We start from the raw sequence: 19,609 nt of genomic DNA on the forward strand, positions 1-19,609 counted from the left end.
ATCGACGCGGTCGAAAATGGCTGCATGTATGAAAAAGAACTGAGTACACTGATTTTGTGAACCTCCAAAATGCTAACTACAAAGCAAGGAGGTTCCTGTTATGGATCCCCATTTCTACCCCATGTGTAATGTAGGCCTTGAAAGCCTGCACGGTCTCGCGAACGTTGGCTCGACTAATGAGACTGTCCAATTCGAAGATGGTTCTGTTGTAGAGGTAGGCGATACCGTCGCCGACCCTAAGCCTACGATCGAAGAACAAATGATCCTCGAAGACATGCGTGGAGAGGTTCGCGCCTTCGTGGAAGGTCTGACACCCTATCTGCAATGTGTTGTCATCCGTCGTTTTTGGATGAATCATTCTCCCCAGAAAATCGCTGACGACCTCGGACGCCGCCGTCCCGCCATTTATGATGCGTTGGCTCGTGTTACGCGCTTGGGAAAACGCGATTTGGCGCCTGTGCTCGCTCAGTAAAACAATGTGGTGGCCCACTTGGGCCACCCCCTCAGTCTACGCGGTCGAAAATGGCTGCAAACAAGAAGGAAAAGATCATGGCTACTCAACTTGAACTCCAAATCGAATATGCGAACGCCCTCGATGCGAACAAGGTCGACTATACCTTCGCAATTGGCGAAGCTTTTGTCGAAAGTATGCGTTCCACCCATTACAAACACACTGGCACCGCTATTGATGAATTGATCGACAATGCAATCGAGGCCGGTGCCAACACCGTGAGTGTTGCTTTTGGCTTCAAAAAGAATGGGGAAAAGAAACCGGATGCCATTGCAATCATCGACAATGGGCACGGTATGCCGCCTAACATGGTCCGTCGTGCAGCTTCATGGGGCGGCACTCACCGCCATCAAAATGAAACACGCGAAGGCATGGGCCGGTTTGGGTTCGGTCTTCCCAGTGCCTCTGTAAATCAGGGCAAGCGCTTTACGATCTACTCAAAGCTGAGAGGCGAGGACTGGTATGCTGTCACGGTCGATTTGGATGAAGTTGCCGAACTGAAGTATTCCTCTGTTCCAGGAAAAGTGGAGGTTCCCGGTTATCAGAAAGCCTCCCCGCCGGACTGGGTTCTGAAAAACGTCGAGGAGAACTTCCCCGAAGGCGAGTTCAATCACGGTACGGTAGTCGTCTGGGAAAAACTGGACCGACTGACGTGGTCCACCGTGAATGGCTTGCGGAATAATTTGCTTTCGCATTTCGGGACGATCTATCGGAACTACCTCTCCCAGACCCAGATCGTATTTGACAATACGATTGTAGGGGCCGTTGACCCGTTGTTCATCACACCGGGGGCACGCTTCTTTGATGAAGACTCTCAGCGAGCAGTTGCACTGGAGCCGGGTGAAATCACCGTTCGTTCAGCACGGACAGGGAAGCCGTGCAAAATCAAAGTCCGCTACGCCTCCATGCCAATTGGATTTTACTCGGTCGACAAGGCGAAGGACGCCAAGGGCAACAACGTAAATGCAAGGTTCCGAGTAAAGAATGACAACCTTGGGATTGTCGTCTGCCGCATGGGTCGGCAAATCCACGTGGTGGACAAGCCAACCACTAATGATGGAGCGCAAGGTTGGTCTGGAATTGGTCGCTTTACAAATAATGATGCCCGCTACTGGGGGCTGGAAATCGACTTCCCGGCTGACCTAGATGAGGAATTCACGATCTCCAACTCAAAACAAGATGTTGTGATGTCTGACCGCATTTGGCAGCTCCTCAAGGAAAACGGTGTGCTGACGGGTCTCAAGTCTCTGCGGAAAATGTACGAGGACGCGAAGAAGGCTAAGAGGTCGCAAGAACCTGATGAGGATAATAAGCCACGTCCGTCTGAAGTTGCTGCAAAGGAAGGCTCGGAGCAGGCTCGCCCCGGACGCGTTCACCCCATGTCGCAAGAGCGCGAGGAGCAGGCCAAGAAGAACTTCGAAGAATTTTTCAAAAACGCTGCAAAGGAACGCAAGGTCCCCGAAAAGGTAGCCAGAGAGGAACTGGTAGAAGAAACTAAACAGCGCCCCTACAAGGTCGAATTCGAGACCATGCCTGATGCACCATTTTATCGTATGGAGCAGCGCGGCGCGATGAAGGTTCTCAAGATTAACATGGCCCACAGGTTTTACCGAGATATCTATGCGAACCAGTCTGCCACTAGCTTCATGCGGTACGCCTTGGAGGTCGTTCTCTTTTCAATCGGTGACGGTGAACTCGATGCGATCGGAAACGTAAGCAAAGAGAGTTTTTACCACGTTGAGAAACTTGAGTGGTCGAAAAAGATGAACGTGATGCTTGGTGTGCTGAGTGAGTACGCAGACGAAGACGACGAAGACGCGGCGGCATAACCTTTTGAGGAACAGCAGGAGAGCCCATTGCGGTGGGTTCTTTCTGCTATTGTGAACTATGAAGAACAACAATCATAAGAAAGCGTTCGCCCCCAATAGGTTGCCAACGAAACTACTCGATGCGCTCGTAACAACGGTTAATTCTCAAGCCAAGGAAGACTCATACGATGTAGCGGCCTATTACCGGGGGCAAGCACGCAAGCATTCTTCTAGCCAGACCGATGGGGATGCAAACTCCGATCAGATTCGTCTCGCCGTCTGCTATTCGATGTTGGCCGATTTTACGGAACAGGGATGGGGTATAAGTGTTCAAGATAACCAAATCTTCGTTGAGCAGCCTTCCATTGATTGGACGGAAGACGAAACGGAAGCACAAGTTAAGAAACGAATTCGCAAGGGATTTGAAGCCATCAGCAACCGCCAACTGGCCGACCCTACCAACCGCGAGTTTATTCGCCGGATGGAAGCTCCAAGAGAATTCGAAGGCAAGATGGTATCGGTGCTCGATGTTGTCGATGACGGAGCGGAACTTGCCAATGAACTAAGGCAGTTCGCTATCGAGCGTTCGGAAAAGGAATTGGAAGAGGTCTCGGCGATAATATGTCCAGAGTTGGTTGAGTGTCGGGGGGACGACAAATGCCCATACACTGGTTACCGACTACAGGACATTTGGAGGTACTTCCGACATACATGGTCCCTCGAATACAAGCTGTTGCCGGGTAGAACGATGCGGCTGCTGGTTCGAAATGCGGCTCGCCCAAACAAGCCTGTTATCGGCATTGTGCTGCTAGCCAGCCCAACGGCGAACCTCCTAAGCCGGGACAAGTGGATTGGGTGGACATTTGAGGAAGTCGTCTCCGGCCTTCTGGCACGGAAGTGGAGCGCCGACGATGTCGGGCGCAAGCTCTTTGACGCGATCAAAACTGCGATTAAACAGATTCGAACCGACGATTTGGTACCTCGAAGCGCCCTAAACCATCCAAAGCCAGAGCATTTCTTTGCGCTTGACCAGACAGTTCACAAGGCTTTGCAGAACCGGGCCCGAGACTTGGAAGCAAAATCTACTGATTACCTCGTAGACATCCGTGGGCTCGACAAATCGAAAATCACAAACAAGCAGTGGAAGGAGCTTTCCGAGACTGCATTGTTCAAAAAGAAGCGAGCTGAACAACTTATTCCGCTCCTGAAGGCGCTCGGGACCATGAAAGGGTATGGGTTCGATAAGCATCCCGGCACCGCCCTCTACGAAGCCCTTGTTGAAAAGAATGGGAAACAAGCGGTTCAAACGGCGCTTGGCGAAATAAAGAAAGTGCATTTGGCCTCGGAAGTCGCCGATCTTTCCGTTTGCGGGGCCGTCGCGCCTTACAACAAGATTATCGGTGGGAAGCTGGTTACTGCCTTGATGACATCAGAAGAAATACGTGAAATCTACAAGCAAAGGTATGGAAAGCAGGTTAGTGAAATCTCTTCCCAGATCAAAGGCCAAAGGGTACAACGGTCTTCCGATTTGAAGCTGCTGACAACAACTGCCCTGTATGGAGTTGGCAGTAACCAATACAGTAGCCTTACATTGCGGGCATCTAAGCACTCTGAGTTAGCAAGCGATGTCGTCTGGAAAAAAATTGACAGCAGCACCGGCTTTACTGTCACCCACATTAGTGACGAAACGGTTCAACTTATGCGCTCTTTGGGAATTAGCGAATACGGTCGCCGAAGGATCAATAGCGTTTTCGGAGAAGGAAGTAGCCCCAGAACTCGCCAAATCCGAGAAGGTCTAAATCTGTTGGGCATCAACAACAGCGAACTCCTAGAACAGCCCAACAAAAAGAAAGTCTATGGTTGCGAAATGTTTCCGGGTGCGAAAGACCAACTACTCGGATTTAAGGGAGACGAACTCGACGCCTATGAAAAAACGAATTCTGTCTCAGCGATTTCGAAAAGCTGGGCGAGGCGTTGGTTATTGCCCCGGTTGAAAAGTGAGAGTGTGCTCAATGAGCTAGCAGACTTCAAACCTTCCCACGTTTCTGATGAATTAAAGTCCCGATCAGACAAATATGGTGAGATACGGCCAGAGTGAATAATTACCCTTCCTCGTAAGGTTGCCCAATTTCGTCCAGTATTGCACTCGCGATTTGTGCAAGCCTCTGAATACGATCAGGGCAGATACTATTGGAACGTCCTTCATCTACTAAAGACTGGAGGATGCTTTTCATTTCTGGGCTTCTGCGGATAAGCGACACTTCGGCTTCAAATCTTTCGAGGTATTTTCTACTACCAGAAATGATCGTGCCAACGTGGTGTTGGTTGCCTTCCGCAAAGCAAAAGATGTCTTTTCGGTCAGTTCTTACGGTGTCTGCGACAAGCCAAGCGCGTCTTCTCATAGGTGTCCTCGTGTAGTTTTCACCCCATGAAATATCATAACTATCTGAAATGTATCTGAAAATCGTCAGGCATTCGGCAGCTAAGTTTTTCAGCGAAGCCAGGATGCCCATGAGCTCCAGTAGAGTTTCGTTAGAGAAAGGTAGCATTCTATAGCGACTAAAACACGGTTTTCCGCGTTCCAAAACCCAATGAACATATGACTGAGATGACGCAATTTGGACGCGCCCTCGCTGAATCGAGCATAGCCGAAGGAAATACTTGGCGGTCACATTGGTCTGTACAGTGACGCATCAGCGTCTACCGATTTTGTCCCCGCGTGCCTTTTGCTTTGTAACCAGCAGCAGAGGTAGAACATTCACATGAGGAGTTTGATAGCCCCTCTTCACTGAAAACTGAAAAGGAACGTAAAATGGCAAAAGGTCAAGGTAACGCTGGTGGCTGGCCGTCAACAACTGGGAAACCTTCTGGTGGCGGTCGCTCAGACAACGGTTCTGGCGGCAGCAAGGGCAAGTGAGCCAACTGTGACTAAGGCGTAACGATTTGTTGGTTTTCCTGAGGGGTGGAACAAGTTGGTATCACCCCTCTTTCAAAATCGCGGAAGTCATTGACTAAGTCTTCATACTTGAAATCAGCCTGATCTGCGACGTTCTCCCAATATTTCCAATCCTTCCTCATCCTGATCGACAAGCAGCAAAAAACTGCAATCAAAAACAGACTGGATCGAATATACCTGTTTGCAACAGTCATGTGATCCTCATTGAGTGATGCAAACCTTGGGTTTTCGCTGTGATCAACCAAGCTAATGTACTGGGTAAAGGTATCTATAAAGGGTGTTGTGTCTCGCTCGGTGAACGTCTTAATGCGATCTATAGGCGTTGCCGCCCACATCGCTGATTTATCGGGCCACTGACTATTGGGTAGAAGATAGTATTCAACAAAGACGGTTTTGACCTGTGACGGTTTCTCCTGAATAGCCACATTGCTGCACATTCTATTGTTCTGGGTTACCCGTTGCAGGATGTACCCAAGCGTTAGGAACTCCAGGGGATGAAGTGTCGGAAATGGGTTGAGTTTCCATGTTTCAAAAGCCGCAGGAGAACTAAAAGCCTGGAATGTTCGAGAGTTCAATATACTAAGAGGTCCCCCAATACTAAGATCCCAATTCGTTTCTTGGTCATAGTAGAGTTTTTTTCGCAGAACCCATGAGTTATATTCCAGTTTCCTGAATTCTGTCAGCGTCTTGAGATTTTGCCTGGTCTTTGGGAGTCCTCCCGCGATTTCTCCGGCGCTTAGCTGTTTTGAAATGATCGCGAAATCCCGCCAATCGAATGATGATTTGATGCGCTCCTGAAACTCCACCAATGGCGCTGATCGATCTCCAAATCGCTTTATAAATTTCCCTATCTGCTTTTCTGAATCGGTGGCTGTAAGTTGGCCTTCCTGAAACTTCCTCCGAAGATTTCTTTGGGATCGGACAATGAAGCGTTTGTCGGCCTCATTGCCGCCCTCTCCTTCGATACGCTTAAGAGGCGAGAACCACTTCGTGGTGTCCATTTTCAGTATTTCTGCAAAGGCGTCTAGAGTGGGGACGAACATTTAGATGCACTGTGTTTCCTGAAATCGGTGAAGAACAGCATTGTCAGAGGCAACTTACGATGTCACCCCATCTAAGTTCCAAAAGTATGAAACGGATAGCTATTGCTAGTGTCCAATCAGGGTAGGGCCAAACGCGAAGCCTCTGCCCCCGCTCAAATACATCCATTTATCGATAGTTTTGGGAATCGTGATCGATTTTGCGCTGAACCTTAGAGCCAACCGCCCCTCCCGATAACGGGCTTTCATGTACGCCGCAGCAAATTGCAGCTTTGTCCCGCTGAATAGACCTTCGGACTACCCCTCAAGAACGGCTGTTCAATTCAATTGTTTGAACCTGTAGGGATCCCGATTGATGGTCGAACTCCTGTTGTATTTCTCCAACTCTGGCGGAACGGGGTTGCCTGAGAGCAAGCTTTTCCGGAAGCCGTCGATGGGGTGGGGTCAATTAGTAGGGTCCTACTAATAGAGTTAGTAGGGCATTAGTAGGGCGTGTTCGTCAAAAGTTCTGAAACTCGGTGCGATGGCGTCCAAAAGCGAAGCCGGAATTAGTTTAGCAATTGTATGGTCTTATGAGGTTTCCTGCAGCGTTGTCATGCTCCGTGCAATAACTCGACGTCAAAATTCGTAATGATGGGGTCGGGGGTTCGAGTCCCTTCAGCGGCACCAAAGCTTCTCGGAACAAACTTCGGTGGCTTGCCGCCAGTTTTCCCGTCTGTTGCTTCGGTTCTTCAATTTATCTGCCGTGCAACCTTTCCGGAAGTTTGGGTTGCTCATCCGCGTGGCGGCCCTAACTCGACGGAAATGACGCAGACAAACGAACGCTCCCCCAGCCGGCTGATCTTGGTGCTGGGCGACCAACTGAGCCAAGACTTAAGCGCCTTGAGTCAGGCGGAGAAGGCGCGCGACACGGTGTTGATGGCCGAAGTCGCGGACGAGGCGGGATATGTTCCGCATCACAAAAAGAAGATCGCGTTTGTCTTTTCGGCGATGCGCTATTTCGCACAGGAACTCGGTGCGGCGGGGTGGCAGGTTCGCTATGTCAGACTGGATGACCCTGACAATACCGGCTCTATCACAGGCGAGATCGCGCGGGCCACCGCGGATCTGTCTATTGAGAGCGTTCAGGTGACCGAGCCCGGCGAGTACCGGCTGAAAACCGCCTTGCTGGAATGGGCGGACCAGAGCCAAACCGATCTACATATGCTGGAAGATGACCGGTTTGTCGCCATGCATCAGGAGTTCCGCAATTGGGCGGACGGACGCAAGCAGTTGCGGATGGAGTATTTCTATCGTGAGATGCGGCGCAAAACGGGGCTGTTGATGAACGGCGACCAACCCGAAGGCGGGCGCTGGAACTTTGATGCGGAAAACCGCAAGCCCGCCACTGCCGATCTGTTTATGCCCCGACCGCCCCGATCCGACCCGGATGACATCACCACCGAGGTTCTGAGCCTTGTCGAAACCCAGTTTGGCGACAACTTCGGACAGCTGCGCCCGTTCTGGTTCGCGGTGACCCGCGCCGGCGCGCTCGAGGCGCTGGACCATTTCGTGGAACACGCTCTGCCTTTGTTCGGGGACCATCAGGACGCAATGCTACAGGCAGAACCGTTCCTCTATCACTCGGTCCTGTCGCATTACCTGAACGCGGGTCTACTGGGGCCGATGGAGATCTGCCGGCAGGTCGAGCGTGCCTACTATGAAGGCCGCGCGCCTTTGAATGCGGTCGAGGGCTTTATCCGTCAGATCATCGGCTGGCGAGAATATGTTCGGGGCCTCTATTGGCTGAACATGCCCGGGTACACGGAGCGCAACCACTTCGGGGCAACCCGCCCGCTGCCGGATTTCTACTGGACGGCCAAAACGGAAATGGCCTGCATGGCGGCCGCAATCGGGCAGACGCGCGACCACGCCTATGCCCACCATATCCAGCGCCTGATGGTGACTGGCAATTTCGCGATGCTGGCCGGGGTCGATCCGCACGAAGTCCACGAGTGGTACCTGGCGGTTTACGCCGATGCGTATGAATGGGTCGAGGCCCCCAACGTGATCGGAATGAGCCAATTCGCCGATGGCGGATTGCTTGGGTCAAAACCCTACGCAGCAAGCGGAAACTACATCAACAAGATGTCGGATCACTGTTCGCATTGCCGCTATGACGTGAAACGCAAGTTCGGTGCGAATGCCTGCCCTTTCAATCCATTGTATTGGGATTTCCTAGCACGCAACGCCGACAAGCTGCGTGGCAATCCCAGATTGGGCCATGCCTACCGAACCTGGGACCGGATGGACCCCGAAAAACAGGCCCAATACCGCGACAGCGCGCGCGAGATACTCGAGAGCCTCTAGCGTTGGCCGGTCGAAGATGATCGGGCTCGGCGGCAACGCTGCGAGCAGTGGCGGACCTCGTCCCAGACCTTGGCCCATTTTCGCCGCCAGGTGAAAGGACGCCCGCATGTGGCGCAGGTTTTCGTCGGAAGATCCGACTTTTTCCGCATCCGCATCTAGTCCCCCAGATCCAATGACAATTGCGCCGGGTTGCGGGTGACCGCACGGCTGTTTCCTTTCCGCAAGCGCCCCTTACGGCTGCCATGCCGGGCCAAGACCTTCGCAGCCTCGTCCCGGAAACCTTCCCCGCGCCGCACCGCCCAGATCCGATCCCGGGCGAATCGGGCCGCCGCGACGTGATCGACGATGGGCATCGGGTAGCGTTTGCCCAGCACGGCACCTGCATTCTCGGCCTTCCACGGCTCTTGCAGATGGCGATCCGGGATATCCGCCAATTCCGGCAACCAACGGCGGGTAAAGGTCCCGGTCGGGTCCTGATCATGGCCCTGTTTCACCGGGTTGTAGATCCGCAGCGCGTTGATACCTGTGGTGCCAGCCTGCATCTGCACCTGGCTCCAGTGGATGCCCGGTTCGTAATCGGTGAACACGCGGGCGAGAACCTCACCGGGCGCGCGCCAGTCAAGCCACAGGTGATAGCTGGCCGTCGCCATCACCATCGCGCGCATTCGAAAGTTGAGCCACCCTGTTGCCCGCAAGTACCGCATGCAAGCGTCAACAAATGGCAGGCCGGTCTCACCGTTGGCCCAAGCCTCCAGCCGATGCGAATCCGGGGCCGAGGGGCGGATCCCGTTATAAGCGCGATGCACGTTCTGGAACTCGATCCGGGGGTCATCCTCCAGTTTCTGGATAAAATGGCAGTGCCAATGCAGCCGGCCTTCGAACGAGGACATCGCCCCCCGCCACTGTTTGTCGGAGGTGTGGCTCAGCGCTTTTTGCCGCGCCCATGTGGCCTGCATCACCTCGCGCATCGACAGCGTTCCCCATGCCAGATGCGGGGACAGGCGCGAACACGCGTGTTCCCCCAACTGAGGTGAGGACATCGCGCTGCGATAGGTCCGGCCGCGCGTGCTCAGGAATGTGGTCAACCGGTCCGACGCCGCCGTGTGGCCGCCCGACTGGCGCCGTGGACATGGGTCCGGGTGCAACCCCAGTTCCCTACTGGACGGGATCCCACCCGGGTCCATCGGGATGGGCCGCAATATGGGTGCGGGCGTGATCGGTTCGCTCATGAAGCGATCCCACTCTTTGGCCCAGCCATCGCGCGAAACCAGGCGGCGGCGAACCCCGTGATTGCGCGGCTGGTGCCAGGGAATGCCCCGGGTTCGGCACCAGGACGCCACGCGTTTGTCCCGTTGATAGGTCCAGTCGTTTCCCGTTTCTTCATGCGACCAAAGGGCCGTGAGGTCGAAACTTTGCGCAAGATCGTCCAGGACCGACAGCATCTCGCCCGTCCGTACGATCAGGGGCTGGCCCAATTCCGCAAGCTGACTGCGCAGCTCGACCAGGGTTTCGCGGATGAACGCCCATTGGCGAGCGGACATGTCGGGTTGACGCCAAAGATCGGGTTCAACCACGTAAAGCGGCACCAGCGCCCCCCGCTGTGCCGCCTGAGCCAGGGCACGATTGTCCTGCACCCTGAGATCCCGCTTGAACCAAACGATCTGCAAAACCGTTCTCCGAACCAAATCTGGGCAATAGCTAGTCTGGTCCGGCCAGCCCTCAACCGGGTTCAATACGCCCCGGTAGGACCAGGACGCAAATAGCGCGCGGAACCGGTTCCGTCATGACCCGTTGCGACCGAAGCCTGTCGGGAAATGGGCAGGCCAGTTCACAAAGCGCTGCCTTGACGGGCGCTTTTTCGGTTGCAATGATCAATACATGGGCGCTTTGAAAACTATTTTCGTTTCAGCACTATGCACTTTCTCATCCATCGGATTGCTTCATGCTGAAACCGACATGGTCAAATCGTTTGCCGGCTGCGCCGGGCGTTTTTCGGCCGAGATGGAGCATGCCTGGCTTCTGAACGACCCCAAGGCGCAGGACTATGAGTTGCTTCGCGGCGGTTTCGTGTCCTTGCTTGAGGCGACCGTGACGGCAGAGGAGGCCGAACTGGTCCTGAGCCACCGGGTGAACTCAAAACACGCTCATGCGCGATTGCTCCATACGGCGACCTTTGGCTCGGACATCACGGCGGCCAGCGCCGCGCGGCAAACGGCCAGCGACCTTCTGGATCAGTGCAGCCTGCTGATACTGGGCGGCGTCTGAGACCACCCTTCGCTGCAGTGCCGCATTTTTGGGCGAACCATGCGGCACCGCCGCAAATTTGGGCAACACGCTGAATCAATCCAAAAACTCGCACCACCGGACTCTGAGCCTCGGCAAAAGCTGACCTAGCAATGTGGTGCGCCGAAAGACGGCTTGGAAAATGTGCGAAGGTGCCCGGCCTAGGAACCTGATGACGCCCTCGCACACCGCAATTAAGCGTGGGGGGTATATGGGATGTTTCGGCGTTCCGGACAAGCCTGCTGCGCATCGCACAAAAGGAAACGCTGATGCACTCCAAACTACTCAACACTACTGCTGCTGTATTGTTCGCAACCGCCCTGCCCGCACTGGCCGATTGCCCGATCAAAGTGGGCGTTCTGCACTCATTGTCCGGTACGATGGCCATCTCCGAGACCACGCTGAAAGACACGATGGAGATGCTGGTCGAACAGCAGAACGAAGCTGGTGGCCTGCTGGGCTGCGAGTTGGAAGCCGTAGTTGTCGACCCCGCCTCGGACTGGCCACTGTTTGCCGAGAAAGCGCGCGAACTGCTGACCGTCCACGAAGTTGACGTGATCTTTGGCAACTGGACATCGGTCTCCCGCAAATCCGTGTTGCCGGTCATCGAAGAGCTCAACGGTTTGCTGTTCTATCCGGTTCAGTACGAAGGCGAAGAAAGCTCGAAGAACGTCTTCTACACCGGTGCCGCACCGAACCAGCAGGCGATCCCCGCAACGGACTACTTCCTTGAGGAACTGGGGGTCGAGAAATTCGCCCTTTTGGGCACCGACTACGTGTATCCGCGCACGACGAACAACATCCTCGAAAGCTATCTGAAGCAGAAAGGCATCGCCGAAGAGGACATCTTCGTGAACTACACCCCCTTTGGCCATTCCGACTGGTCCAAGATCGTGGCGGATGTCGTTGCGCTGGGCGCGGACGGCAAGAAAGTCGGCGTCATCTCGACCATCAACGGCGACGCGAATGTGGGCTTCTACAAGGAACTGGCCGCCGCAGGTATCTCGGCGGATGACATCCCAGTAGTTGCCTTCTCGGTCGGCGAGGAAGAATTGGCCGGTCTGGACACAACCAACCTTGTCGGGCATCTGGCGGCGTGGAACTACTTCCAGTCGGCAGAGAGCGAAGCGAACGAGGCCTGGGTTGCCGCCTGGAAAGCCCGCATGGGCGAAGATCGGGTGACCAACGATCCGATGGAAGCGCATTACATCGGCTTCAACATGTGGGTTAACGCCGCGACCGAGGCGGGCTCGACGGATGTCGATGCCGTGCGCGCAGCCATGTACGGCCAGGAATTCCCGAACCTGACGGGCGGCACGGCCGTCATGCTGCCGAACCACCACCTCGCCAAGCCGGTTCTGATCGGCGAAATCCAGGAAGACGGTCAGTTCGACATCATCAGCCAGACCGAAGAGGTTCCGGGCGATGCCTGGACGGACTACCTGCCCGAATCCGCGGTTCTGATCTCGGATTGGAAAGAGCTGGGTTGCGGTATGTACAACACCGAAACGAAAAGCTGCGTACAGATCAAATCGAACTACTAAGATCTGAACCGGAATACCTCGGGGCGCATCACATGTGCCCCGGGGCCCAATGCCGAGGTCTCCCCAAATGACGCTTTCGATTTGCCGGGCTTTGCTTGCCCTGCTGCTGTTCGTGGCCCCTGGTCTTTTGCAAGCCCAATCCTCCGACGCGCCGGTCCAGAAGCTTTTGCAGGCCCATGCGGAGGTCATTCAAAAATCCTCTCGCAAGACGATCGGCCCTGCGATTGACGCCCTGGCGCAGAGTGGATTGCCCGAGGCACAAACCGTCCTGGAGCGGTGGCAGGCCAAGGACATGTGGTTCAACCGGGATACGGGCCTTTTCGTTTTTGCGTCCAAAGCCGATGGCGAATTGCGGGTTTTCGACATCTCGGATGGGGCCGAGATCGGTGTCGTCGACAAGAATAACTACAAACAACTCAAGCCGAACTCGGGCATTCGCGGGTTGATCGCTTCGGCGCTGGTGCAGTTTCAATTGAACGACCCCGACCCGCTGAACCGAAGCGCAGCGCTGACGGCGATCGAGCGGGACGCGGAACCCTCGCACCTATCCGCCCTGCGCGGCGCCATTGCCGGAGAGCAGGACGCGGATCTGCGGGCCCGCAAGGACCGGCTCGAGCGTCTGTTGACGATCCGGTTTGATGATGACGCGGTCGCAAGGCTGGCTGCAATCGACAGCTTCGCCGGCGATCTGGGCGTTGACGTGCGCGCAACGCTCAATCCCCTTGTTGCATCTGAAATCAAGGTGTCCGACACGGCTCCGGATGGCGCTGTGACCATCGAGGCCGGGTCGGACGAACTGACACAGAAACAGGCCTATGACCTGTTGGTTGAGAACGGGTTGGCACCGGCCCTGGTGGACGACGGCACCATCAAAGAGACCCTGATTTCGAATATCGACGGTGACAGGGTCGCAGGCGTACAGGTGGCAAGTCTGGACGAAGATGCGGCACGACAAGCGGCATACCAGCTGCTGGCCGATCAGGGGCTCGCCGCTCCGTTGGTGACGCAGGACGACATCGCAGAGGCCGTGCAACAGTACAAGTTCTACCGGGTCTACACCTCGGCGCCGTTGCCGGTGGCGCTGGCGGCGCAGGCCGTGCTGGACAATATCGAGACGCAAGTCGCTCTCAACCAGACGGCGGATCTGGTTCTGGATGCGCTGTCGCTCGCCTCGATCTATTTCCTTGCCGCCATCGGCCTTGCCATCACTTTCGGCGTCATGGGCGTCATCAACATGGCGCATGGTGAGTTCATCATGATGGGCGCCTATACCGGATATGTGGTTCAACTGTTCATTCCGGACCTGACCCTGTCGATCATTGTCGCCATTCCCTGCGCATTCCTGGTGACCTTCGGCGCCGGTGTTCTGCTGGAACGTCTGGTCATTCGCTGGCTGTATCACCGTCCGCTGGAGACGCTGCTTGCGACCTTCGGGGTTTCCATCGCGCTGCAGCAACTGGCCAAGAACATCTTTGGAACCCAGGCGCGTCCCCTGACCGCCCCGGCCTGGCTGGACGGTTCGATGGTGCTGAACGATATCGTCTCCATCAGTTACATCCGCATCGCGATCTTTGTTCTGGCGCTGCTGTTCCTCGCGCTTTTCCTCATCGTCATGAACCGGACCCGGCTGGGGCTTGAGGTGCGCGCCGTGACGCAGAACCCGCGCATGGCGTCCTCGATGGGTATCAATCCCGACCGGATCAACATGCTGACCTTCGGCTTTGGCTCGGGCATCGCGGGCATTGCCGGTGTGGCGATCGGACTTTACGCAAAGGTCACGTCCGAGATGGGTTCCGACTATATCGTGCAAAGCTTCATGACAGTGGTCGTGGGCGGTGTGGGCAACATCTGGGGGACGCTGCTGGGGGCCACGATGGTCGGCACGCTGCAGAAGGGGATCGAATGGTTCAACCCGTCCAATACCCTTGCGGCGCAGACCTACATGATCCTGTTCATCATCCTGTTCATTCAATTCCGGCCGCGCGGCATCATCGCGCTCAAGGGTCGGGCGGCGGAAGCGTGATATGGTTGACATGACATCCACAGCCAGCCCGATGCGAAAGCCATTTGTTCTGCGCTATCCCTCGGTCGCGATCTTTCTGATCGTTCTGGCGCTGTTCACGGCGACCATAACAGTGCTGGGCGAAGGGTTCGGGATCGGCCTGATATCCACCAGTTTCGTCAAGACATTGGGCAAGACCCTCTGCCTTTGCCTTGCGGCCCTGGCGATGGACCTGGTGTGGGGCTACACGGGCATCCTGTCCTTGGGGCATATGGCCTTCTTCGGTATCGGCGGATACGCCATCGGCATGTGGCTGATGTATGCGCGGACCGAGATCATCGTGATCGAAAGCCTCGCGTCCTCGGCCCTGCCACCAACGGCCCAGGAAGTCTCCGACGGCATCGCCACCCAGATCTTCGGAGTCGTCGGCGCATCCGAGTTCCCACCGATCTGGGCTGTTGCGCATTCGCTGCCCTTGCAACTGGCTGCGGTCGTACTGGTGCCCGGCTTGCTGGCCCTTGTGTTCGGGTGGCTGGCCTTCCGCAGCCGCGTGACCGGGGTCTACCTGTCGATCCTGACACAGGCGATGACGCTGGCGCTGTCTCTGTACCTGTTTCAGAACGACAGCGGGCTGCGCGGGAACAACGGCCTGTCGGGTCTGCAGAATCTGCCGGGTCTGGATTCGGTGCCGCAATCGACGGTTTCGATCCTGTTCTTCTGGGCGTCGGCCCTGGCGCTGGGGCTGGGCTATCTGGTCTGCGCCTGGATGGTGTCCGGCAAGTTCGGATCGGTCATTCGCGCCATCCGGGACGACGAAAGCCGGGTTCGGTTCCTTGGGTATTCGGTCGAAGCCTACAAGCTGTTCATCTTCACCTTCACCGCCGTGATCTGCGGCATCGCAGGTGCCCTGTATTACCCCCAAGCCGGCATCATCAATCCAGCCGAGATCGCGCCCATTGCATCAATCTACCTGGCTGTCTGGGTGGCGATCGGCGGACGGGGCCGTCTGTACGGAGCGGTGATCGGCGCGGCATTCGTTTCTCTGCTGTCCACATGGTTCACGGGTGGTCAGGCCCCCAACATCTCGCTGGGATTCTACACGATCCAATGGGTCGACTGGTGGACCATCCTGCTTGGGCTGTCATTTGTCGCGGTCACGCTGTTTGCGCCTCGGGGCATCGGCGGCCTGATCGACAGGTTTGCCGAACGGCGCGCCCCGGATCGCCACGGCGCCGATCTGGGCCCGGACCTTGGGTCGCTGCGCGAAAAGGAGGCTGACGAATGAGTACGTTGCTTGAAGTCTCCGGCGTGTCCGTAACCTTCGACGGATTCAAAGCCATCAACAACCTGACATTCCAGATTGGCCCAGCCGAAATGCGCGCGGTCATCGGCCCGAACGGGGCGGGCAAGACAACGTTCATGGACATCATTACCGGCAAGACCAAACCGGATGATGGCCATGTCCTGTGGGGTGACAAATCCGTGTCGCTCCTGTCGATGAGCGAAAGCCAGATTGCCCAGGCCGGCATCGGCCGAAAGTTCCAGCGCCCCACCGTTTTTGAGGACCAGAGCGTTCGCGAGAACCTGATGCTGGCCCTCAGGAACAAACGCGGCCCGCTGGCTGTCCTGCGGTTTCGGGCCGGACAGGCCGATCATCAGAAGGTCGCCGACCTGGCCGAGGAAATCGGACTGCAGAATGCCTTGAACCGCAAGGCGGGCGAACTGAGCCACGGGCAGAAGCAGTGGCTGGAGATCGGCATGCTGCTGGCGCAGGATCCGCAGTTGCTGCTGGTCGATGAGCCGGCCGCCGGAATGACCCCCGCCGAGCGCGAGCACACGACCGACATTCTTGTCGCCGCCGCCAAAACCCGCGCCGTGGTGGTGGTTGAACATGACATGGAGTTCGTCCGCCGCCTGAACTGTAAGGTCACGGTGCTGCACGAGGGGTCAGTTCTGGCCGAAGGATCGCTGGACCACGTCACCAATAATGACAAAGTGATTGAGGTGTATCTTGGCCGCTGAGCTTCTGGAAATCTCGGACCTGTCCCTGCACTACGGCGGCAGCCAGATCCTGAACGGGATCGACATCACCGCACGTCAGGGCCAGGTCACCTGCGTGATGGGCACCAACGGCGTCGGCAAGACCAGCCTGTTGAAAGCCATCTCCGGAACCCACCCCCGCAGCGGCGGTGAATACCGGCTTGGCGGCGAGGAGATCGGCAAGGCCACATCCTATGAGCTGGCTCGAAAAGGTGTGGCTTATGTTCCGCAAGGACGAGAAATCTTTCCGTTTCTGACGGTCCGCGAGAACCTGGAAACCGGTTTTGCCTGCCTGCCCCGCAGCGAACACAGGATACCTGACTACATCTTCGAACTGTTCCCGATTCTCAAAGAGTTCCTGTCGCGGCGCGGTGGTGATCTGTCAGGCGGTCAGCAGCAGCAGCTCGCAATTGCGCGGGCCTTGATCACGAAACCCAGGCTGCTTTTGCTGGATGAACCAACCGAGGGCATCCAGCCCAATATCATCAAGCAGATCGGCGAAGTCATCCGCCTGTTGCGCGATCAAGGTGAGATGGCGATCGTCCTGGTCGAGCAGTATTTTGATTTCGCGTATTCCCTGGGCGACAGTTTTCTGGTGCTGGAACGCGGGTCGCCATTCCTGAAAGGATCAAAATCCGAACTTGGTCAGCAGCAGCTCAGGGCGGCCGTTTCGGTTTGACCTTACCGGCCCAGTGCTTCGGGCAGGTGTTCCACCAAGGCCCGCTGCACGACGGCAAACCGCGGCGTGCGCGCAATCTCTTCAAGCGTGGCCACCCACAGAGGAACCTCGATCGCCGGATCCATGTCCGGCGCCCGCTGCAACCGCGGGTCCGCATCACCGATGAACGTCGGCAAAAATGCCTTGCCGACACCTGTCGCAGCCATCTGCTGGAGCACAAGGAAACTGTCCGCGCCGATGGTGGTGTCTTCATCCCGCACATGTTCGGACATCCATCTGGCCGGGACCGAACCGCTCAGCGCCCCGTCCAAACGCATCCATTTTCGGTTGGGGGACCCATCGTCGTAGACCCCGAAGGCCAACGCGCCAGCCCGCTCGCCCACCAAGTCTTCGCCCAGGCGTATTGATGGACGCACGGCAATGTCAGCGGTCAGCCGCGACAGGTCATGGTGATTGTTCCCGCTCAGCAGACTCAGTTCCAAACCCGGATAAAGCGCAGAAATGCGGTTCAGTATCCCGGGCAAAACAAGCTGGCAAAGGCTGTCGGTCGAGGCAATCCGCACCCGCCCGGTCGGCGAACGGTCCGCGCCCACGATTGCCCGTTCAACCGAAAGCACCGCATCCTCGACATTTTCCATGGCAGAAAGAATGGCCCGGGCCTCGGGCAGCGTGCTGTAGCCCGTCGGGTTCTTTTGAAAGATCACGCACCCATGGCGTCGTTCAAACGCGGCCACCCTGCGCAGCACCGTTGCATGGGTCACGCCCAGCGCTGTGGCCGCTGCATTCAACGAGCCGTGCCGGCTTACGGCGAGTGCGTATCGGATGTCATCCCAGTTTTGATTGTTCATAAGTTAACAAGAAACGCAGAGAAATAAACAATTACAAGAAATTTCGATCAAGTTACCATTCGACACATTCATGTGGGAGAGATACCATGATCAAGAAATTCTCAATCCTTGCGGCGAGTTTGATTTCTGTGGCCGTAATTGGCACGGCCGTAGCCCAGGAAAGCGAAAACCCGGCCGTCAAGGCGCGGAAGGCCGTCATGCAGCTGTATGCGTTCAATCTGGGCACGCTTGGCGGCATGGCCAAGGGCGAGGTGGAATACAACGCCGAGGCCGCGACGCGCGCTGCAAACAACCTGGTTGCCGTGACGCAGATCGATCAGTCGGCCATGTGGCCAGCCGGGTCCGACAATGTCTCCGACCCATCTTCCCGTGCGCTTCCGGCGATCTGGGAGAACTTCCCGGATGTCAGCGCCAAGGGCCAGGCAATGGCTGAAGCCGCGGTTGCGATGCAGGCCGCCGCCGGGCAAGATGTCGAAGCGCTGAAAGCAGCGATGGGACCATTGGGTGGAGCCTGTTCGGCATGTCACAAGGCTTACAGAGCCCCAAAGAACTGACAAGGCCCTGACGGTGCGGCGGCTTCTGTCGATTGCCGCGGGCGTCGCGGTCGTGGCCGGGCTGACCGGTCTGGTTCTGACCCGACCGCAACACGTCGATCCGGCCGAGTTGGACGGTATTGCCCCTGATCTTGTCAGGGGCGAGACCGTGTTCTTTGCGGCCGGATGCGCCTCGTGCCATTCAGCGCCGAACTCCGAGGGTGAGGAAAAGCTGGTGCTGGCGGGCGGACGCCGGTTCGAGACAGATTTCGGTACGTTCATAGCTCCGAACATATCCAGCGACCCAGAAGCCGGGATTGGGTCATGGTCGGCGCTGGAACTGGCGGATGCCCTGATCTACGGAACCGGGCCGGACGGGCAACACTATTACCCGGCCTTCCCTTACACGACCTATACGAACATGACGCCGGAGGATGTCGTGTCGCTGCGCGCATTCCTCGGCACCCTGCCGGCCGCCTCGCAGGAAAGCAGAGCGCACGAGGTCGGTTTCCCCTTCAACATCCGGCGAAGCTTGGGCGGCTGGAAGCTTCTCTACCTTGAACCAGAGTGGGTGGTGGACGGTAATCTTGATGTGCAGCAGCAGCGCGGACGCTACCTGGTCGAAGCCTTGGGCCATTGCGCCGAGTGCCACACGCCCAGAGATGGCCTTGGCGGCTTGAGCCGGGATCAATGGCTGACGGGTGCGCCAAACCCCAGCGGAAAAGGGCGCATTCCCGGCCTGACCACCAACCACCTGGATTGGTCCGAAGCCGACATCGCCGAATACCTGAAGTCCGGTTTCACTCCGGACTATGACAGCGCCGGCGGAGAGATGGCCGAGGTCATCGAGAACACTTCCCGTCTGTCCGATGAGGACCGGTTGGCGATTGCCGCATATCTCAAGGCTGTTCCGGTACCGGCCAACGACGCCACAACAGACTGAGCCGACGCCCACATCCCCCGGCAACCTATGAGCCTTGGCGATTCGTCTGGCGGCGTGATCTTGGCACCTTGGG

At 56.7% G+C, this 19,609-nt stretch carries 17 protein-coding genes; 12 read left to right on the forward strand and 5 right to left on the reverse strand.

From position 1 onward, the window contains the following. Positions 1–100: 100 nt before the first annotated feature. Genes ACR0CU_RS12305 through ACR0CU_RS12315 form a run of 3 tightly spaced genes read left to right on the forward strand, consistent with a single transcriptional unit; the run spans position 101 to position 4,417 of the window. Positions 101–472 (forward strand): sigma-70 family RNA polymerase sigma factor, encoded by a 372-nt coding sequence (locus ACR0CU_RS12305; RefSeq protein ID WP_170447336.1) that lies wholly within the window; start codon positions 101–103, stop codon positions 470–472. Between the two features lie 50 nt (positions 473–522). Further along, positions 523–2,340 carry an ATP-binding protein gene (locus tag ACR0CU_RS12310; protein ID WP_480643122.1) on the forward strand — a complete coding sequence of 606 codons (1,818 nt, stop codon included), beginning with the start codon at positions 523–525 and terminating at the stop codon, positions 2,338–2,340. 58 nt (positions 2,341–2,398) lie between these two features. Next, on the forward strand, positions 2,399–4,417 hold the full coding sequence (locus tag ACR0CU_RS12315) for a Druantia anti-phage system protein DruA (RefSeq protein ID WP_170447331.1): 2,019 nt from the start codon (positions 2,399–2,401) through the stop codon (positions 4,415–4,417). A 4-nt stretch (positions 4,418–4,421) separates the two neighbouring features. Here ACR0CU_RS12315 and ACR0CU_RS12320 read toward each other — a convergent pair whose 3' ends face one another. Then, positions 4,422–4,868, reverse strand: a complete 447-nt coding sequence (locus tag ACR0CU_RS12320; RefSeq protein WP_217356824.1) for a hypothetical protein — start codon at positions 4,866–4,868, stop codon at positions 4,422–4,424. 379 nt (positions 4,869–5,247) lie between these two features. Beyond that, positions 5,248–6,276: a hypothetical protein gene (locus ACR0CU_RS12325; RefSeq protein ID WP_170447327.1), complete on the reverse strand. Its 1,029-nt coding sequence runs from the start codon at positions 6,274–6,276 to the stop codon at positions 5,248–5,250. Positions 6,277–7,119: 843 nt separating this feature from the next. On the opposite strand from ACR0CU_RS12325, the gene ACR0CU_RS12330 reads away from it, so the two are divergent. Next, positions 7,120–8,664: a cryptochrome/photolyase family protein gene (locus ACR0CU_RS12330; RefSeq protein ID WP_480643126.1), complete on the forward strand. Its 1,545-nt coding sequence runs from the start codon at positions 7,120–7,122 to the stop codon at positions 8,662–8,664. Here the strand turns inward: ACR0CU_RS12330 and ACR0CU_RS12335 are convergent. Then, positions 8,661–8,813, reverse strand: a complete 153-nt coding sequence (locus ACR0CU_RS12335; RefSeq protein WP_217353607.1) for a DUF2256 domain-containing protein — start codon at positions 8,811–8,813, stop codon at positions 8,661–8,663. The genes ACR0CU_RS12330 and ACR0CU_RS12335 overlap by 4 nt on opposite strands. A 6-nt stretch (positions 8,814–8,819) precedes the next feature. Further along, entirely contained in the window at positions 8,820–10,331 is a 1,512-nt protein-coding gene (locus ACR0CU_RS12340; RefSeq protein WP_480643128.1) for an FAD-binding domain-containing protein, read from the reverse strand. A 289-nt stretch (positions 10,332–10,620) separates the two neighbouring features. Here ACR0CU_RS12340 and ACR0CU_RS12345 point away from each other — a divergent pair, with 289 nt between their 5' ends. The 6 genes from ACR0CU_RS12345 to urtE all read left to right on the forward strand — a co-directional run bounded on the left by ACR0CU_RS12345 (position 10,621) and on the right by urtE (position 17,212). After that, positions 10,621–10,929, forward strand: a complete 309-nt coding sequence (locus tag ACR0CU_RS12345; RefSeq protein ID WP_170340832.1) for a hypothetical protein — start codon at positions 10,621–10,623, stop codon at positions 10,927–10,929. A 287-nt stretch (positions 10,930–11,216) separates the two neighbouring features. Further along, complete coding sequence (urtA, locus tag ACR0CU_RS12350; protein ID WP_170340831.1) at positions 11,217–12,491, forward strand: urea ABC transporter substrate-binding protein; 1,275 nt, start codon at positions 11,217–11,219, stop codon at positions 12,489–12,491. Positions 12,492–12,558: 67 nt separating this feature from the next. Continuing rightward, positions 12,559–14,514, forward strand: coding sequence for an urea ABC transporter permease subunit UrtB (gene urtB / locus ACR0CU_RS12355; RefSeq protein WP_170447321.1), 1,956 nt, complete (start codon positions 12,559–12,561; stop codon positions 14,512–14,514). Positions 14,515–14,524: 10 nt separating this feature from the next. After that, positions 14,525–15,778, forward strand: coding sequence for an urea ABC transporter permease subunit UrtC (gene urtC / locus ACR0CU_RS12360; protein WP_437436494.1), 1,254 nt, complete (start codon positions 14,525–14,527; stop codon positions 15,776–15,778). Further along, entirely contained in the window at positions 15,775–16,515 is a 741-nt protein-coding gene (gene urtD / locus ACR0CU_RS12365; protein ID WP_170342806.1) for an urea ABC transporter ATP-binding protein UrtD, read from the forward strand. Before urtC ends, urtD begins: the two co-directional genes overlap by 4 nt. After that, on the forward strand, positions 16,505–17,212 hold the full coding sequence (gene urtE, locus ACR0CU_RS12370) for an urea ABC transporter ATP-binding subunit UrtE (protein WP_170447319.1): 708 nt from the start codon (positions 16,505–16,507) through the stop codon (positions 17,210–17,212). The genes urtD and urtE overlap by 11 nt, the downstream gene beginning before the upstream one ends. A 2-nt stretch (positions 17,213–17,214) precedes the next feature. Here urtE and ACR0CU_RS12375 read toward each other — a convergent pair whose 3' ends face one another. Next, positions 17,215–18,060, reverse strand: coding sequence for a LysR family transcriptional regulator (locus ACR0CU_RS12375; RefSeq protein ID WP_170447317.1), 846 nt, complete (start codon positions 18,058–18,060; stop codon positions 17,215–17,217). Between the two features lie 86 nt (positions 18,061–18,146). Between ACR0CU_RS12375 and ACR0CU_RS12380 the strand changes: the two genes are divergently transcribed. Beyond that, positions 18,147–18,614, forward strand: a complete 468-nt coding sequence (locus tag ACR0CU_RS12380) for a c-type cytochrome (RefSeq protein WP_170370342.1) — start codon at positions 18,147–18,149, stop codon at positions 18,612–18,614. Positions 18,615–18,627: 13 nt separating this feature from the next. Next, complete coding sequence (locus tag ACR0CU_RS12385) at positions 18,628–19,536, forward strand: c-type cytochrome (protein ID WP_170447315.1); 909 nt, start codon at positions 18,628–18,630, stop codon at positions 19,534–19,536. The last annotated feature ends 73 nt before the right edge of the window (positions 19,537–19,609 follow it).

Source organism: Ruegeria sp. BC2 (genome assembly GCF_056539245.1).

What these genes read in the sequence shown, in the direction of transcription:
- ACR0CU_RS12305 (WP_170447336.1), top strand. Translation starts at nt 101, where the DNA reads ATGGATCCCCATTTCTACCCCATGTGTAATGTAGGCCTTGAAAGCCTG.
- ACR0CU_RS12310 (WP_480643122.1), top strand. Translation starts at nt 523, where the DNA reads ATGGCTGCAAACAAGAAGGAAAAGATCATGGCTACTCAACTTGAACTC.
- ACR0CU_RS12315 (WP_170447331.1), top strand. Translation starts at nt 2,399, where the DNA reads ATGAAGAACAACAATCATAAGAAAGCGTTCGCCCCCAATAGGTTGCCA.
- ACR0CU_RS12320 (WP_217356824.1), bottom strand. Translation starts at nt 4,868, where the DNA reads ATGCTACCTTTCTCTAACGAAACTCTACTGGAGCTCATGGGCATCCTG.
- ACR0CU_RS12325 (WP_170447327.1), bottom strand. Translation starts at nt 6,276, where the DNA reads ATGGACACCACGAAGTGGTTCTCGCCTCTTAAGCGTATCGAAGGAGAG.
- ACR0CU_RS12330 (WP_480643126.1), top strand. Translation starts at nt 7,120, where the DNA reads ATGACGCAGACAAACGAACGCTCCCCCAGCCGGCTGATCTTGGTGCTG.
- ACR0CU_RS12335 (WP_217353607.1), bottom strand. Translation starts at nt 8,813, where the DNA reads ATGCGGAAAAAGTCGGATCTTCCGACGAAAACCTGCGCCACATGCGGG.
- ACR0CU_RS12345 (WP_170340832.1), top strand. Translation starts at nt 10,621, where the DNA reads ATGGTCAAATCGTTTGCCGGCTGCGCCGGGCGTTTTTCGGCCGAGATG.
- urtA (WP_170340831.1), top strand. Translation starts at nt 11,217, where the DNA reads ATGCACTCCAAACTACTCAACACTACTGCTGCTGTATTGTTCGCAACC.
- urtB (WP_170447321.1), top strand. Translation starts at nt 12,559, where the DNA reads ATGACGCTTTCGATTTGCCGGGCTTTGCTTGCCCTGCTGCTGTTCGTG.
- urtC (WP_437436494.1), top strand. Translation starts at nt 14,525, where the DNA reads ATGACATCCACAGCCAGCCCGATGCGAAAGCCATTTGTTCTGCGCTAT.
- urtD (WP_170342806.1), top strand. Translation starts at nt 15,775, where the DNA reads ATGAGTACGTTGCTTGAAGTCTCCGGCGTGTCCGTAACCTTCGACGGA.
- ACR0CU_RS12375 (WP_170447317.1), bottom strand. Translation starts at nt 18,060, where the DNA reads ATGAACAATCAAAACTGGGATGACATCCGATACGCACTCGCCGTAAGC.
- ACR0CU_RS12380 (WP_170370342.1), top strand. Translation starts at nt 18,147, where the DNA reads ATGATCAAGAAATTCTCAATCCTTGCGGCGAGTTTGATTTCTGTGGCC.